The following is a 15189-nucleotide window of genomic DNA, read 5'->3' as shown; positions in this document are numbered from 1 at the left end:
CTCATAGCTCATAGCGGGAAATCAGAAGATGGTCTGTCTGTCAACTGGAAACAGTGAACGGTGAACAACCAATTAAACCAATTGAACCGGCCGTTGTCAGTTACAGTTCACAGTTCCCGTATGCCTCCAGAAACATCCGGCTGTGGGCCTGCATGGACCGCCCCAGCCCGTCGCGAAGGGCCTCCACCGATGACCGGTCGACCCGGCCGGTGCGTTCGTCCATATAGACCTTGGCCACCTCGGTGGGCAGCACCAGGATGCGCGGGTCCCACCGGGTCAGGCGGCGGCAGAGTTCGCCCCTGCCCGAGAAGACCCGGTTCTCGGCCACGGTGGTCCGCACGCCGGGAATTTCGATCTTCTCCAGCCGCTTCAGCCAGTCGTCGACCGCAGCCGCCCAGCGCCGGCGGTCGATGGCGGCCGTGCCCAGGTTGAACACCGGCGGACGGGCGATGCCTTTTCGCACCTGCCGGGTGATGTTGTAGGCGTGGACATCGTAAACCAGGCACACCCCGAAGCGCTCCAACGTCAATTTTATCCAGCCGGCCAGAAAGGCATAGAACTCGTCGTACTTGGCCAGACTCGTCCGGTTCATGGCCGCGGTGGGCTGCCGGGCGTAGACCCGGGTGCCCCAGAACTGCTCCGGCCTGAGGGGCAGGGCGTCGCCGGGGGGGCGGTTGAGGTCGTATTCGCTCCTGCTGTCGAGGCCCCATGCCGCCGAGGCCGCCTGTCCGATCATGGCGTCGGTTTCGGGGTCTTCTTCAAAATGGCGCTCCGCGGCGCCCACCTGCATCAAGGGCAGCAATTCGTTGCGGACCCTGCCGCCGGCATGGATGGCCGTGGCGATATAGGGTGCGGAGCCGTCCACCCGGAAAACGAAGCCCCCCAGGCGGCCGCGGCCGTCAATACATCCGTCGGCCTGAAAACGGGCCTGCCATCGGGGGCTGTCCGGAATCGTCATGGGTCAGCCGATGCCGTATCGTTCCAGTGCCGAGTCCACGATCAGGTTGACCATCTGGCGGTAGTCGTGGTCCGGCCCCTGTGGGGAACCATGGTAGAGGGTATAGATCTGGGGGCTCCAGCTTTTGACCGGCTTGAGGCCCGGTATGCCGTTCACCTCGATGATGCGCAGCCGGCCGGCGCGGTCCAGGCGCATGTCGACCCGCACGTGGTCCAGGCAGTTGAGGGTCTCGGTCGCCTGCCGGCACAGGGCCACGGATTCATCGGCCAGGGTCTCCGCCCGCTTGATTCGGGTCACCCCCACGCCCCGGAGGTCGGCCCGCAGGATGGGGTACCTGCCGTATTCGCCGTCCAGGGTCACGATGCCGGGCAGAAACTCCTGCCTGCCGCCGTTGCCCAGCATGAGTACCGTGTACTCCTGGCCGGGCAGGTATTCCTCGACCAGTGCCGGCTGCTCGTATTCGCGATGAATGAAGGCCACCCTGGCGGCCAGCTGCGTCCGGTTTTCCACCACGCTGTCGTCGCTGATGCCCACGGACCTGGATTCGCAGCTGGGCTTGACAAAGGCGGGGAAACGCATGCGGGGAAGATCCGCTCCCGCATCGACCTGATGGTGGTCCGGCACGGCGATGCCTGCCGCCTGCAGGATCCCGTGGGTTTCGGTTTTGTTGATCAGCTGTTTCATGGTCCGGGCGTCGGGGCCGATGTAGGGCAGGCCGAGCCCATCGAACCGGTCCGCCAGCCAGGCGTCGTCCGCCATGCTCAGCCCGACGATCTCCGCCCTGTCGGAGATGTGGTACAGGGCGCTCCAGATGATATCGAACGTGTGGTTTCGGATGGCCCGGGTGACATCCTCCATGGACTCCACGAAGGCGATCCGGGCCGACTTGCCATTGGCGCACAGGGCGTCCCGCAGGGTTTCGGTGACACCGAGATCCCCCCAGCCCTGGGCGTCGCCGGCCGGGCCGGTAATGATGAGTACTTTTTTCAATTGCATCTCCACGCGATGGTTTCTTAAACGTCAAACAGATCCGGTATGTGCCGGTAGTCCCGCAGGGCCCGGGCCGTCTGCGGGCTGACGGAGGCGACCCGGGCGGCGATGGCGTTGATTTTCTGCGCTGGCAGCCGCACCCGCGAAACCACGCGTACGTCCAGGTTTACCGACGAAAAACGGTTTTCTGCCCCTTCAACGCAGACCCAGTCGCTCATGGCCCGGTTGGGGTCGATGATATCGACCGTGGCGCCGGTGTGCCGCACCAGGATCTCCCTGATCAGCGGCCGGATGTAGCCGTAGTGGGTGCAGCACAGGGCGGCAAAGATGTGATCCGTGCCCGGATCGATGGCAGCGGCGGCCCGGGACATGAATCGCTCCACCAGCGCCCTGACCTGCGGGCTGTCCGGGTCGCTTTCGATGGCGCCGGCCAGGCCGTGGCAGTCCTGCTGCGCGATCCGGTGTCCGGCGATGCCCCGTTCCATGAGACGTTTTTTGTGGGCGCCGGCCGCCACCGTGGTCCTGGTGCCCAGAATCAGTGCCGTGCTTTGGGGATGCCGGTTGAGCTGCCCGGCAATCATCTCCACGCCGAAGTCGATGATATCCACGACCGGCGCCCGGGCGCCGGCCGCCAATGCCCCCTGCCGGAAAACCAGCGACAGGGTATTGCAGGCGATGAAAATGAGATCCGGGTCATACCGGTCCATGCGGCTTATGGCATTGCCGAACACCCGGATGCGCTGTGCATCCCCATCGAGAAAATTATAGCCCTTGTCCTGGAGGGGCCAGGCGTTGAAGTACACCACGGACAGGTCCCTGAACAGGCACTGGCGGGTCAGGTGGCGCACCATGTGGGCACAGATGGACAGCCCGCCCAGCCCGGAGTCGGTGACCAGCAGGGTCAGGTTTTCTTTATCCGGCAGTTGGTTCATGGTCGTCCGGCGTTGTCAGTTGCAGGGTGGGTCAACTTTTTCGCGTCAGCCATTCCCGGGTCAGTTCCACGGCCCAGCCGGGTGCGTCGTCGATGCTGCCGTCGATGATGCGGGTCATGGCGTCGATCCAGTGCTCGCGGTGCTGCATGGTGGCCACCCGGTTGCGGACCATGGCGGCCCCTTTCGGAGGATCTTCTCTCAACTTGCCCATGAGCATCTCTATCTCTTCAAAAAAGCCCCCGACACCGTATTGACACAGAAACCCGTTCCAGCCTTCTTCGATGCCCGCCGTGGTCTCCAGCGGCCGGGAGACCTGTTCCATCTTGCGCCAGAACCACGCCAGGCGTTCACCGGCGAGCCGGTTCAGACCCCGGTCGCCGATGTGGTAGGGAACCAGCCGGATTCCGGTCAGGGCGCCTGCGGACACGCCCACCTTGAGCAGATAGCCGACCTTGCGGTAAATCAGGTCCGACGGCTGGTAAAAGACAAAGTTGCCCAGGCTGTAGGCCACCGGTACGCCGTCGACGATCTGCACTCCCTGGGGGACGTGGGGATGGTGGCCGACCACCAGGTCGGCCCCGGCCCGGGCCACCCGCTGCAGCGCTCCGGCCAGGTAAGGGGGGGGCAAGGGGATGTACTCCACGCCGGCGTGGCAGATTACGACGACCAGGTCCGCCGTCGCCCTGGCCTCCCGAACGGCCTGCAGCACCGCCTCCACCTCCCAGCCGAAAACACCGGGCCCGTCCACGGCCCCGGTGAGGTCTTCGCCCTCGCTGAAGCTGATCAGGGCGACCGTTGTCTCTCCCACGTCGACGGTCAGCGGGGCGGTGGCGGCCTGCCGGGTCAGGCCGGCGCCCACGCCTTTGATTCCATTGGCGTCCAGCAGGTCCAAGGTCTCCTGAAACGCATCCGGTCCATAGTCGAACACATGGTTGTTGGCCAGGGTGACGATGTCGACCGGTACGCAGGTCAACCCGGCGATGTGCTCCGGAAGGCCTTTTAAAACGGAGCCGCTTTTGGAAACGGCCGAATCGCTTCGGGTCAGGGGGCATTCCAGGTTGGCAATGCGCACGTCACTGGCGCGCAGTTCGGTCAGCAGGTCCCCGTATACCGCCTCGGGGGCGTCGAGAATGGTCTGGCTGAAGGCACGGATGGGTGCCCAGTCCGAAGCGATGCAGATTTCGTACGGCCGGCCGGCGGGCGCCTGTTTCGTCCAGGTTCCGTTTTTCCAGTTCACACGATCACTCATGGAAACTCCTGTACCCAGACCGCCGGGGCAACCGGCTGACGGTTTCAGTGCGTGAGAATTTTGCTGATGAACTGGGCGGCACGGTCGGTTTGCGGATTGTCGAAAAAGGCATGGGGCTCTCCGGTTTCCACCAGGGTGCCCTCGTCCATGAAAATGACCCGGTGGGCCACCTGCCGGGCGAATCCCATTTCGTGGGTCACCACGCACATGGTCATGCCTTCGCTGGCCAGCTTGACCATGACGTCCAGCACCTCGCCGATCATCTCGGGGTCCAGGGCGCTGGTGGGTTCGTCGAACAGCATGATCTTGGGAGTCATGGCCAGCCCGCGGGCGATGGCCACACGCTGCTGCTGGCCGCCGGATAGCTGCATCGGGTAGGCATCGGCCTTGTCCGCCAGGCCCACGCGGGCCAGTTTCTCCCGGCCCAGTTTTTCGGCCTCGGCGCTCTTCATTTTTCTCACGTTGATGGGGGCCAGCGTGACGTTCTGCAGGGCCGTCATGTGGGGGTAGAGGTGGAACTGCTGGAAGACGAAACCGATCTCCGCCCGCAGCCGGGTCAGGTTGGTGGAATGGTCGTGAAGAGGGGTCCCGTCCACGAACAGCTCTCCTTTCTGGAATTTCTCCAGGCGGTTGATGCAGCGGATGAGGGTGGACTTGCCCGAGCCGCTGGGGCCGCACACCACGACGACTTCGCCGGAGGTGACATGGAGATCGATGTCCCTGAGGACATGCAGCTTGCCGAACCACTTGTTGACACCGTTGAATTTGATCATGGGTTTCTTTCCAATGGTTAGAGCATGACCTGCTGAGTCGCCATCTTCTTTTCGAGCGTGTTGGACAGGCGGATCAGCGGATAGGAGATGACAAAATAGAGGATTCCCACCAGCGAGAAGACCATCAATCCTTCGGGAATCCGCACCACGGTGACCCAGCCCACCCGGGTCAGTTCAACCACGCCGATGACCGATACGACGGACGAGTCCTTGATCAGCAGGACATACTGCCCCACCAGGGGCGGCAGGATGGTCTGCAGACTCTGGGGGACGATGACGTGGCGCAGCTGCTGGTAAATGGTCAGCCCCGACGATGCGGCCGCTTCCCACTGGCCGCGGGGAACGGCTTTGATGCCGCCGGCCACGATCTCGCAGATAAATGCCGTTCCCAGGATGGTCAACGAGAGGATCGCCGCCGGAAAGGCCTCCAGCTGGATGCCCCACTCGGGCAGGATGAAAAAGACGATAAAGATCTGCACCACGAACGGGGTGCCCCGGATGACGGCCACATAGGCGCCGATGATCCCCACCAGCAGCCTGTTTCCCGAAGCGCGGACAATGCCCAGCAGCAACCCGAAAACGGTCCCCAGCACCAGGCTGATACCCGACACCGCCACGGTCATCCACAGCCCTTTCATGAAAAAGGGAAGAATCTCGATCAGGCGCTGGAAATAAAAGAGCATCATGGTTAGTACGCCTCCCTGAAGATGAGCTTTTTCTGTGACCAGTCGGCCAGGGATTTCAGCACGAAGTAGATGCACAGGTAGAAGAAGGCCACGGTGAAAAATGCCTCCGTGGGCATGAACCGCTCGGAGGTGAGGGTCTGGCCGCAGCGGGTCAGCTCCAGGACCGAGATCAGGGACAGCAGGGAGGAATCTTTCACCAGTACGATGGCCTGGCCCAGCAGGGGCGGTACGGTCACGCCCAGCGCCTGGGGCAGGATGATGAAACGCATGCGTTGAAAGTAATTCAGCCCCGACGAGATGCCCGCTTCGATCTGGCCGTTGGGCACCGACGTCATCCCCGCCCGGACAATCTCGGCGATGTAGGCGCCGCTGTTGAGCATCAGGGCGATGATGCCCGTTTGAAGCTCGGGCACCCGCAGGCCCAGCGTGGGCAGGCCGAAGTACAGGAAGTAGATCTGGACCAGCAGGGGGGTGCTGCGGATGGCTTCGATGTAGGCGATGGCCAGGCCGCGAACCGCTTTCCACGGCGACAGCCGGCCGGCGCAGGCGGTGATGCCGGCGATCAGGGCCAGGAAGAGCGAGACGATGGAGATCAGAAAGGTGTTGCGCAATCCCTCCAGAAAAAACGGCATGTACTCCCAGATGATCCTGAAATTAAACCCTTCGAGCATCGGTTTCCCTTCGGCGATTGACCCCGGGAAGCAGAGGGAATCCCTTCTTCCCGGGGCCGGTTGCAATTAGGAACTTCAAACGCAGTGAGATCGTGCCCATCCATAAATGGCCAATTTGCCTGTTTCTGGATGAACACCAGACAGAATCAATGGTCCTTTTTCCAGTCCGTGGATTCCATCCAGTACTTGACGTTTTTGTCGTAGGACCCGTCACTGTGGGCAAATTTCAGGTAGAGGTTGACCCACTGCCACAGGTTCACCGACTCGTGGCGCACGGCAAAGGCCAGCGGGTCCTTGCCCTGTCCCAGGCGGTCGTCCAGCACACGCACCGAGTCGGGCGGGAAATCCGGCAGCACCGTCAATACCGCCAGGTCGTCGTTGACGCCGGCATCAACGTGGCCGGCCAGCAGGGCCTGGACGATCATGCGGCCGCCGCCCTTGTAGGTTTTGATTTTGGCGTTGGGCAGGTATTTTTTGGCTATGGTTTCACCGGTGGAGCCCAGCAGGACGCCCACGGTGACGTCCGGTTTGTCGGCATCCGCAGGCTTCTGGAAAGATGCGCCTTCTTTGGTGAATACACAGGGCTGGACATAGTACCACGGATCGCAGAAGCTGATTTTGAGATGTCGCTTGAGGGTGGGGGTCATGTCCGCGGCCAGGATGTCCGCCTTCCCGGAGAGCAGCGCCGGAATCAGTCCGTCCCAGTCAAAGTCGATGATTTTGAGCTTGACGCCCATGCGGTCGGCCATATCGCGGGCGAAATCCACCATGGAGCCGGCGTGGTCGCCGTTCTTGTCCACGAAGGCGTAAGGGGCTGCGCCGGACTGGACGGCCACGCGCAGTTCCCCGCGTTTGACGATGTCCGAGAGCGTGCTGGCCATCGCGGTTCCGGCCATCATCAGCGTCAGTGCCAGCAGTACTGCCAAAATCCTTGTCTTCATTGTCTCCTCCTTTGGTATATGATTGAACCAAGCAGCTCAAGGCCGCAATTAAGCCAACGGGATCTCTTCCTCCTCGACGACAATTCCCCGGCTGCCCAGGGCATCGATGAACGCCGCGTAGGGAATGTGCGTCATCGGCGACAGAACCCCTTTTTCGGCAATCTCTCCCCGGGCGATCATCCGGGCGGCGATGCTGGCCGGGTAGCCAACGCCCCGGGCCATGGCCATGAGGCCGGTTTCCAGGTCCCGTTCGATGAGCAGCCGGCTGATCATGCGGACCTGCCGGCCGTCCTTCAGGCCCTCGAAGATGTTGATCATGGCCACCAGGTCCTTTTCGTTGCGCCGGTACTGGATCTGGGGGCCTACCAGCTTGTCCATCATCTGGTAGGGGGACACCGGGCCGGCAAGGCCGGACACCGGTTCCTCGCTCAGAAAACCCAGTTGCTTCAACGGACGCCAGAAGGCACTCCAACCGGGCCAGCGCAGGGAGTAGCGCCCGGTTTCCCGGATGGTGCCGGTCACGCCCAGGGCATCGGTGAACATGACCGCATTGCCGTTGGGGATGGCCTCCAGGGTGCCAAGCCCGGGAAACGCCACCTCGTGGACATAGGCTTCATCGTGCTGGCGGGCACCGGGGATATCGATCACCCTGCCTTCCCGGATGATGCGGCTGTCGCGTTTGGTGGCGGAGAGCACCCCTTCGAAAACCCACGAGACTTTATACTTGAGGGGATTGTCACAGGCGGTCTGCTCCGGGAATCCCCCGCAATAGGAGTTGATCAGGTTGAGCGTGTCGAAGCGGCGCCGGGCTTCCCCGTACAGCACCAGGTCGATGCCGGGATCCAGGCCGCATTCGGGCATTATGGTCACACCGGCCGATCGGGCCGTTTCGTCCAGGTGGGCGATGGGGGTGGCGTAATTGGTGTTCACCACGCCGACCCCGGTGCGGATGGCCGCCCGGCAGACCGTTTCCAGGAACTGCCTGGGGAGCAGGTCGATGGCCACATCCGCCTGGCGGAAAAGACGGTCCAGACTGTCCGCATCGCCGGCGTCCACCGATTCGGCCCGGACTTTTGACATGTCGATGAACGGCGAAACCGATTGGAGTCCATCCATGTTGGCGTCGGCACAAATCACCCGCTCGACGTCACCGTCCCCGGCAAGATCCAGAACCGCGGATTTTCCCTGGATCCCACAACCCCCTAATACCAGCACTTTCATCGTTTGTACACTCCTGTTTACTCAGTGCCCCTGTTCAATAAACCGCCTGAATTCTCAGGCCACTTCTTTCTCTTTAGGCCGTCCCCTGAGCCGTCGGCTGCGTCGACGGTGCGAACCGCGCCGGATCGGGAAAAGCGATTACCAGCCCTCCAGGCCGTCGGGACTGAACATCCACTTCCGGCTGGACCGCATGACCACGAACGTCTCGCAGTGGGTCACCCGGCCGATGGCGGGCAGGTCCACGGAGGTAAACCGGTAGAGGTCTTCCATGCCGCCGTTGACGACGACCTCGGCGATGACATCGAATCGGCCGGTGACCACTGCCGCCCAGTGAACCTGTTTCATGGCGGTCAGTTGTTCCAGCTGGTTGTTGAGCTGCCCCAGCGATTCGATGTTGATTCCGATCAGGGCCGTCGTCAGGTCGGATGCGGCCGACAGGTTGACCAGTCCGGCCACCCGCATGACACCCCGGGCGATCAGCGCTTTCATGCGCGACCGGACAGTCGGCGTGGTCACCTCCAGCCGTTCGGCGATATGGGCCGTCGGCAATCGTCCATCCACCTTGAGAAGTCGGATCAGGTCTTTGTCCAGATTGTCCAGCTTGGGTTTGTCCACGTCGACTCCGCTGCGGGATGGTGGGTGCGCCTCTGGTGCAAACTAACCGATAAAAAAAATAAATGTCAATTAAATTTGTCAAAACAGATAAAATGATCGGCATTAATTAATTGAAATGGTAAGCATGATCCACAAAGATCCCTTGCGGTCCTGTCCCGGGTTCGTTGTTCCCTCCTGGCCTGCTTCTGATGGAAAAGAGGTTTTCTCCATCGAAAAAACCAAACGGCGAGATCATTTCTCACCGTCGGTTCAGCAGCGGGTTGGTGCGGAGGCAGTCTGGTGAAAAGCATGTTGTGTGCCATGGGTTGATCCGGAGGGCAAAACGGTGTTCATGACTATAAAATGCAGCAGGTTATCGTGGTCAACAGGAGGGGGGCCGGGGGTGGCGGGAAGGGGAATACCTACAAAAACGTATGATGCTGCCTGTTCTCCTTGCCAGTATTGACGAATTCGTAATAAAAGCGATATCCGCTGGGCACTGTCCTCAGCGGAAACGGCGGACGGCCCTGAGGATGATGACATAGCCGGCCATGGCCAGGGGCGTGCCGAGGACCAGCCCGCCGATGGAAAGGTCGACCAGGATCAGGGGCGACTGTCTGATGAACGAGAGGAATTCGGCATAGCCCGGGACTCCCGGCCAGTCGACCTCCCTGGACACGCCGACCAGCTGGACGCCGACCCAGTAGTTGATCGGATAGATCAGCGGCGCGGTAACCACATTGGTGATGTTGACCCCGATCACCGATGCGACTTTGCTCCATCCCAGAAGCGATGCCAGCACCACGCAGGAAAGGATATGAACCCCGATAAAGGGGGTCATGCCGACCATGATCCCCAGGGAAAACCCCAGGGCGATTTCGTGTGGCGCGCCCTTGAGCCTGAGGAAGCGGTCGCAAATGCGATGGATGGTCTTATGAATGCGTCGGGTGAGCATGGGATTTTGTATGTCAGACAGCGCGTTCAAGGCGTCAGGGGCCAAGGGGTCGAGGATTCGAGGGGGCGAAGGGGCATCGTCCGGATTGTGCCTGTTCGGAGATGGTGGCCCGGGTCGCAAGATGCCATTTATGGACGGGCATTAAATGCGGTCCCGGTGAACATGGAAAGAGAGCGCCGATCCGGTGACATCGCTCCTGCCCGTGCGCAAAAACATGATAATCCACAACACCTGCAGGAACAGGATCACGGCAGGGTTCCAGAAGGCATGAAGTCCGGCCCGTATGTCCGCACCCGTGCCGGTCGATGGAAACAGAAGCAGAATCAACAGGGCATAAGGGATGGTCAGCAGGCTCATGATCTGGTAGACGCTGATGCGCCGGTCGCCCCGGAAATCCGCTCTTAAAAATTCGGACAGAAAGCGCCACCCCTGAGTGACCAGCAGGCAGAGAAAATAGGCCGGGGCGTATTTCCCTTCCAAGACCAGCAGCGTGCCGGCCAGAGCGCCGGCAGTATACAGAACGGCGGTGACGGCCGGAATGGCGAAAATCTTTTTTCCGTCCAGGTGATGCGCGTAGGCGATCTTTTTGGTATTGCCGGAATAGGTCAGGGTGGCCCATGAGAAATAACGCTGCACGACAGGCGGCATCCGGTCCATGGGCCTGCCGTAGCAGCAGCCGAAACTGATGCATGCCAGTCTGCCGATGCCCTCCCCCATCGAATAGCCCACCATCAGGGCCGACATCACGGCCATGGTTTCAAAGGTGATTCCCAGCAGCCGCGTCGATGCCATCTCCATTAAGAGCACCAGCCAGGGGCCGATGACGATGCCCAGAAAGGAAGCGGCCCCCACGCTGAACGTATGGGGTTTCTTCTCAACCCACCGGGCAACCAGGCTTGACGCCGGCAGGCAGAACCCCAGCAATACCACGATAATGGCCGCAAACACCCTCAAATCCACGCCGGCGGCACCGGTGAGAATCAATACCAGCGTGACGGCGGCGCACAGGGCCATGGCATTGAACAGGCCATAGAAGGTCAGGTTGAGTCCCTGCCATGACCCATCCGCCATCTTCCTGACCGGAACGGCGCAGATGATCTGCCATCGCTCCCGGGGCAGGGATTTGAAGCTCCAGATATAGATGGGCGTGAGCAGGAGCGCCATGGCTGAGACAAAGATCCAGTTCTGCATGGGGAATTCTCCAAGACTAAAGGGTTCAAGGGGTCAGGGATTCGAGGGGTCGAGGAGGGTCATGACCGGCCGGTCTCACTCGAATCCTTGAACCCTTTTTTCATTTTTTTCGCCCGATCTCCGAGCGGACCCTGACATCGGTCTCCACCAGGGGGGATTGAAAATGAAGCGTATAGCGGCTGGTTGCGTCCCGGCGGCGCATGTTGGCCAGAATGTCCGCGGAAAACACCACACGGTTTTTTTCGAAGATCAGGACATCGACGCTGCTTCCCGGCCGGTAGAGGCTCTTGGGGCAGCCCTTTTCCACGAGCATTCCGGGAGATACGGCCATCGGGTCGTCATAGGCGCTGGCGCTGTAGCATTGGACGATGTCGCCGATCATCATGGCCACAATCTCGATCATGGCCACCCGTCCGACCCCCGTGCCGCCGGGAACGTCGGTATCGATCACGGTGACCACCCGGCGGTTTTTTGAAAACGGCGTTACCATGGACACCACGGCGCCGGGATTGCAGGAGTGGCAGCTGCCGTCGATGGTATACATATCGGTTACCTGGCCTGAAACCGGCAGGTGGTTGTAGTGATATTTGTCCGGGGTGAGGCGGAAGAGGGCGAAATCGCCGCCCGCGAATGCCTTCAGCCAGGCGTGCCGGTCGGCACCGATGAGTTCATGGAAAGAGAAAAATTTTTCTTTGAGAAAAAGTGCATCCTGGTGGTCGAAGGATCCCACGATCATGCGGGCATCGGCCGGCGAAACGATGCGGTCCGCCCCGTCGGGCATGGGGCGGCACTGCCAGTAGCGAATTTTCCGTTCAAACAGTTTCCGGGCCGTGTCCAGGGCGTCTGTACTGTCCAGGCATTCGGCGGGGTCGATGCCCATGGATTTGATCCGGCTGGCGTGGCCCCTGCTTCCGGCCGTCAGCGGCAGGTCGAAATTGAGAAAACCCAGGATGGCCGACATGCGCCGGGAGGTTGCCGCCTTGAACAGCAGGGGCGTACTTTCCTTTGCCCGTGAATAGAGCCGGTTGATGAGCGGATCGGCGATCAGGTGCTCGGTCGTCACCCGGCGGGTCTGCCTGTCGATGTACTGGTGGGGGGAAAGGGGGTCGGCCAATGGCTCATACCTCCGGCAGGTCGGATTCCGACTGCCGTTTCATGTGGTCCAATGTCAGCAGCATCAGGTGGATCAGCTGTGTGAGGGCCGTTACCGGAAGCGTTTCGGCAATGACGGCACTGCGCAGGGTGGCGATCAGGGTTGCGGCGTCCTTGCCCCCCAGCACGGAAAAAAGAGCCTGGTTGTAGTGCCCGCTCCGCCAGGTGGACATGCCGTCCAGTCGCCGGACCTGCCGGGTCCACCCGTCCAGAGCCTGCCCCACCTGATCTTTTTTCAACCGCTCCCGATAAAAGGATTCCGCGGCGGCGTTGAATTCATCGCCGGACAACGCCAGGGGCGACGATGCGCCGGCCGCTTCGCAGATCCGGCGGGTCACGCGGCCTGAAACGCCCCGGCCGCCGCCATCATCAATCCGGTTTTTGAGATCGTCGATGGTATGCCGGAGTTGGTTCATCTCGATCAGTTCGGGTGCATCTTCCTGCAGGAGGGTCACCAGGGTGTGTTTGAAATCCGTCGCGCGCACCCGTGTATAGCCCGCATAACGCCGGCTTGAACGGATGTTGGCGGTGCGTTTGACCATTCGGGCCAGCAGCCGGTTGGGCGTGTCGGCGCGTACGTAGAACGTGGGAATGCCGGCTGCCGCACCGAAAAAGATCTGGCGCCGCTCGCTTTCGACGAAAGGGTGGTCGGGGATGTCCGCATGGGTGATGCGCCCGGTAAAAATATACTTGTAGGCCAGGGTCGTGACCAGCATCTGAAGGTTGGCCGCCTGGGCCATGTCCCGATCCAGGTTTTCGAAAAGACTGTAATGGCGACCTTCAAAGCCGGTGAAACCCATGGTCTGGAAGCAGCGGGCCCGATAGAGCATGTAAAGGGGCATGCAGGGATCGAAGACTCCCAATTCCCCCAGGTCCTTTTTCAAACGGGTGTCGTTTCCCGGCCGGCCGTCCAGGGCCGGGCTTTCGTCGGTGGCCATCAGCGCCACCAGGTAATCGATGAGCCTGAAGTCCGGGACGAAATCTCCCTTGAGCATGAAACCCCGGGAGAGGTTCCGATCCAGCCATTCCGGGCCGAATGGCGTGATGCTGCGGCCCAGAATTTTAAGGTGAGCCTTTTTCTTCCATCGTCGCCAGAGCATCCTCAGGTGGGTGTAATCCAGTTCGTGGGGCAGAAATCCCAGGACCCGCTCGGGGTGAAAATCCATGAAGTCGATGCGGTAGGGGGCCGCCGAATAGGCGCCTACGAAAAGGGGGAGAAAATGCTCCACGATTTTGATGGCCAGGTCCCCGTAGTGCTTCTCTTCCAGGGCGCCGAACCCGGATCCGGGTGCTTTCATCAGCCGGGTGAGCATGCGGCTGCCCAGGCTGATATGGGTACCGTTGTTGGCCAGGCTGACGTTGGAGGTGTTGGGCAGCACCACCAGGTTGTTGGCGACGATGCCGGCCTCGCGGAGCTTGATGACCGCATTGAGCTGGCTGCGGGAGAGCACCGTGTGGCACAGGTGCATGTAGCGGTGCTTGGCTTCCCCGTCATTCCATCCGGACAGGCAGGGGCTCATGAACAGGGAGCGGTAGAAGCTGTCCGGAATCAGGTTGTTGAGCCGTTTCTGGCGCACGGGCGGGTGAGGGGCGAAGTAGAGCAGGGCCCGCTGCCCGCCGTCGATCAACCCGAACTGCCGGTTGGCATACTGGATCAGCAGCTGGGAGAGTAAAAAACGCAGGGCCGTCTCCCGGGCGATGCCCTGTCCCATCCCGGCGGCCTCATCCATGGAGACCGGATGGAAGGAGAAGGTTTCCGGCGAGGTGTTGTCCGAGAGAAAATGGTCCATGGCCGACCGACCGGTTTCCCGGACGGTGTCGTGGGTGGCGGGCTGGTCGATGGCATCGGCCAGGGCCAGTTTCAGCAGGTAGCTGATGGGGATGCGCAGGACCTCCCGGCCGCCTTCCTCGAAGGAAAAGCGGCCGGCATCGCTTCGACGGGGACTGTCGGCGCAGCATTTGTCGCAGCGCAGGTCCTCCGTGAAGACACGACGGGCATAAGGGCTGAGGGCATCCGCGGGCAGCCGCACCCAACTGTTTTCCCAGATGCCGGTATCGTTTTCCGACAGGTACGCCTCCAGCGCCGACACCGTGGAACGCGGCGTGTCACCGCGCAGGGCCCGTTTTTTGAGATTGCGGAAAAAACCGGAATTTTCGATTTCAAGTGGAAGATCCACCCGGTGTCGATCGCCCTCAACCGCGGTCTGGTACTCATTTTCCGCCCCCGCCGTGGTGTCCGATGGCGTAAAGGGCAGGGTGCGCGCCAGTCCCTCGGGGGTCGCGGTGTCGATGCCAAGCACGTGGATCAGTTTAAACCGGTTGGCCGCCCGGGAGGCGGGTGCCGTCCCGGGTGCTGCGATTGGCGTGGGGGATGTGCCTGTGCGGCGGGCTAATTTAACCATGTCTCCCTTGATTCCACCCTTTGATCCATAAACAGCGACAGTCAGGAAAAGCTAAACCAGAAGCTGGATAAAATGCAGGCAATGGAAACTGAAAGTATCATACCATTGAACATGTCATCGGACATCCTGGTTCTCCTCTCACCTGACAGGTTGGCGCTATCGGCCAGCCGTTGGTTTCTTTTCTGTGATGCAACCTAAAATCAGAGGATTAGCGTCGTGTTACCGGGTGGTTAGAAAATGGTTAAAAACGGTGAGCGAGCTCATCGCCCATAGCTCATCGCCCATCGCCTATCGCCTATAGCCTTGATCTTCTACCTATAACCTAAAACCGTCCGTTATCCTGTTCACGGTTCACCGTTCACTACTCACCGTTTTTTTTATGTTGACGCTCAGACCGTCTTTCGGCTTCTGGTTGAAGGTTGAAGGTTGAAGGTTGAAGGTTGAAGGTTGAAGGTTGAAGGATAACCAGTCTTT

General features: G+C 61.1%; 14 protein-coding genes. All 14 read right to left on the bottom strand.

Going from position 1 to position 15189, the window contains the following annotated elements; translation table 11 throughout:
* Nucleotides 1–100: 100 nt before the first annotated feature.
* The 14 genes from DSCA_RS11240 to DSCA_RS11175 all read right to left on the bottom strand — a co-directional run bounded on the left by DSCA_RS11240 (nucleotide 101) and on the right by DSCA_RS11175 (nucleotide 14715).
* Nucleotides 101–958: an N-formylglutamate amidohydrolase gene (locus DSCA_RS11240; RefSeq protein ID WP_155316521.1), complete on the bottom strand. Its 858-nt coding sequence runs from the start codon at nucleotides 956–958 to the stop codon at nucleotides 101–103.
* 3 nt (nucleotides 959–961) lie between these two features.
* Nucleotides 962–1948: a D-alanine--D-alanine ligase family protein gene (locus DSCA_RS11235; RefSeq protein WP_167527718.1), complete on the bottom strand. Its 987-nt coding sequence runs from the start codon at nucleotides 1946–1948 to the stop codon at nucleotides 962–964.
* Between the two features lie 23 nt (nucleotides 1949–1971).
* A complete protein-coding gene (locus tag DSCA_RS11230; RefSeq protein ID WP_155316519.1) occupies nucleotides 1972–2880 on the bottom strand; it encodes an aspartate/glutamate racemase family protein in 909 nt (302 codons plus the stop codon).
* 31 nt (nucleotides 2881–2911) lie between these two features.
* Complete coding sequence (locus DSCA_RS11225) at nucleotides 2912–4129, bottom strand: CapA family protein (protein ID WP_155316518.1); 1218 nt, start codon at nucleotides 4127–4129, stop codon at nucleotides 2912–2914.
* 44 nt (nucleotides 4130–4173) lie between these two features.
* On the bottom strand, nucleotides 4174–4902 hold the full coding sequence (locus tag DSCA_RS11220) for an amino acid ABC transporter ATP-binding protein (RefSeq protein WP_155316517.1): 729 nt from the start codon (nucleotides 4900–4902) through the stop codon (nucleotides 4174–4176).
* Between the two features lie 17 nt (nucleotides 4903–4919).
* Nucleotides 4920–5588 carry an amino acid ABC transporter permease gene (locus tag DSCA_RS11215; RefSeq protein WP_155316516.1) on the bottom strand — a complete coding sequence of 223 codons (669 nt, stop codon included), beginning with the start codon at nucleotides 5586–5588 and terminating at the stop codon, nucleotides 4920–4922.
* Between the two features lie 2 nt (nucleotides 5589–5590).
* Nucleotides 5591–6259 (bottom strand): amino acid ABC transporter permease, encoded by a 669-nt coding sequence (locus DSCA_RS11210; RefSeq protein ID WP_155316515.1) that lies wholly within the window; start codon nucleotides 6257–6259, stop codon nucleotides 5591–5593.
* Between the two features lie 146 nt (nucleotides 6260–6405).
* Nucleotides 6406–7200 (bottom strand): ABC transporter substrate-binding protein, encoded by a 795-nt coding sequence (locus DSCA_RS11205; protein ID WP_155316514.1) that lies wholly within the window; start codon nucleotides 7198–7200, stop codon nucleotides 6406–6408.
* A gap of 48 nt (nucleotides 7201–7248) precedes the next feature.
* Nucleotides 7249–8421: a saccharopine dehydrogenase family protein gene (locus DSCA_RS11200; RefSeq protein ID WP_155316513.1), complete on the bottom strand. Its 1173-nt coding sequence runs from the start codon at nucleotides 8419–8421 to the stop codon at nucleotides 7249–7251.
* 138 nt (nucleotides 8422–8559) lie between these two features.
* Nucleotides 8560–9036 (bottom strand): Lrp/AsnC family transcriptional regulator, encoded by a 477-nt coding sequence (locus DSCA_RS11195; RefSeq protein WP_155316512.1) that lies wholly within the window; start codon nucleotides 9034–9036, stop codon nucleotides 8560–8562.
* A 484-nt stretch (nucleotides 9037–9520) separates the two neighbouring features.
* Nucleotides 9521–9970: a DUF2062 domain-containing protein gene (locus DSCA_RS11190; protein ID WP_155316511.1), complete on the bottom strand. Its 450-nt coding sequence runs from the start codon at nucleotides 9968–9970 to the stop codon at nucleotides 9521–9523.
* Between the two features lie 141 nt (nucleotides 9971–10111).
* Complete coding sequence (locus DSCA_RS11185) at nucleotides 10112–11161, bottom strand: prolipoprotein diacylglyceryl transferase family protein (RefSeq protein WP_155316510.1); 1050 nt, start codon at nucleotides 11159–11161, stop codon at nucleotides 10112–10114.
* A gap of 100 nt (nucleotides 11162–11261) precedes the next feature.
* Nucleotides 11262–12275 (bottom strand): phosphatidylserine decarboxylase, encoded by a 1014-nt coding sequence (locus DSCA_RS11180; protein ID WP_155316509.1) that lies wholly within the window; start codon nucleotides 12273–12275, stop codon nucleotides 11262–11264.
* 4 nt (nucleotides 12276–12279) lie between these two features.
* Nucleotides 12280–14715 (bottom strand): hypothetical protein, encoded by a 2436-nt coding sequence (locus DSCA_RS11175; protein WP_155316508.1) that lies wholly within the window; start codon nucleotides 14713–14715, stop codon nucleotides 12280–12282.
* Nucleotides 14716–15189: the final 474 nt, after the last annotated feature.

Source organism: Desulfosarcina alkanivorans, assembly GCF_009688945.1.
GTDB lineage: Bacteria > Desulfobacterota > Desulfobacteria > Desulfobacterales > Desulfosarcinaceae > Desulfosarcina > Desulfosarcina alkanivorans.
This window is presented reverse-complemented; position numbering and strand designations above follow the sequence as displayed.

Excerpts from the sequence above, each read along its gene's own strand:
- DSCA_RS11240 (WP_155316521.1), bottom strand. The coding sequence starts at position 958 with ATGACGATTCCGGACAGCCCCCGATGGCAGGCCCGTTTTCAGGCCGAC.
- DSCA_RS11230 (WP_155316519.1), bottom strand. The coding sequence starts at position 2,880 with ATGAACCAACTGCCGGATAAAGAAAACCTGACCCTGCTGGTCACCGAC.
- DSCA_RS11225 (WP_155316518.1), bottom strand. The coding sequence starts at position 4,129 with ATGAGTGATCGTGTGAACTGGAAAAACGGAACCTGGACGAAACAGGCG.
- DSCA_RS11220 (WP_155316517.1), bottom strand. The coding sequence starts at position 4,902 with ATGATCAAATTCAACGGTGTCAACAAGTGGTTCGGCAAGCTGCATGTC.
- DSCA_RS11215 (WP_155316516.1), bottom strand. The coding sequence starts at position 5,588 with ATGATGCTCTTTTATTTCCAGCGCCTGATCGAGATTCTTCCCTTTTTC.
- DSCA_RS11210 (WP_155316515.1), bottom strand. The coding sequence starts at position 6,259 with ATGCTCGAAGGGTTTAATTTCAGGATCATCTGGGAGTACATGCCGTTT.
- DSCA_RS11205 (WP_155316514.1), bottom strand. The coding sequence starts at position 7,200 with ATGAAGACAAGGATTTTGGCAGTACTGCTGGCACTGACGCTGATGATG.
- DSCA_RS11200 (WP_155316513.1), bottom strand. The coding sequence starts at position 8,421 with ATGAAAGTGCTGGTATTAGGGGGTTGTGGGATCCAGGGAAAATCCGCG.
- DSCA_RS11190 (WP_155316511.1), bottom strand. The coding sequence starts at position 9,970 with ATGCTCACCCGACGCATTCATAAGACCATCCATCGCATTTGCGACCGC.
- DSCA_RS11185 (WP_155316510.1), bottom strand. The coding sequence starts at position 11,161 with ATGCAGAACTGGATCTTTGTCTCAGCCATGGCGCTCCTGCTCACGCCC.
- DSCA_RS11175 (WP_155316508.1), bottom strand. The coding sequence starts at position 14,715 with ATGGTTAAATTAGCCCGCCGCACAGGCACATCCCCCACGCCAATCGCA.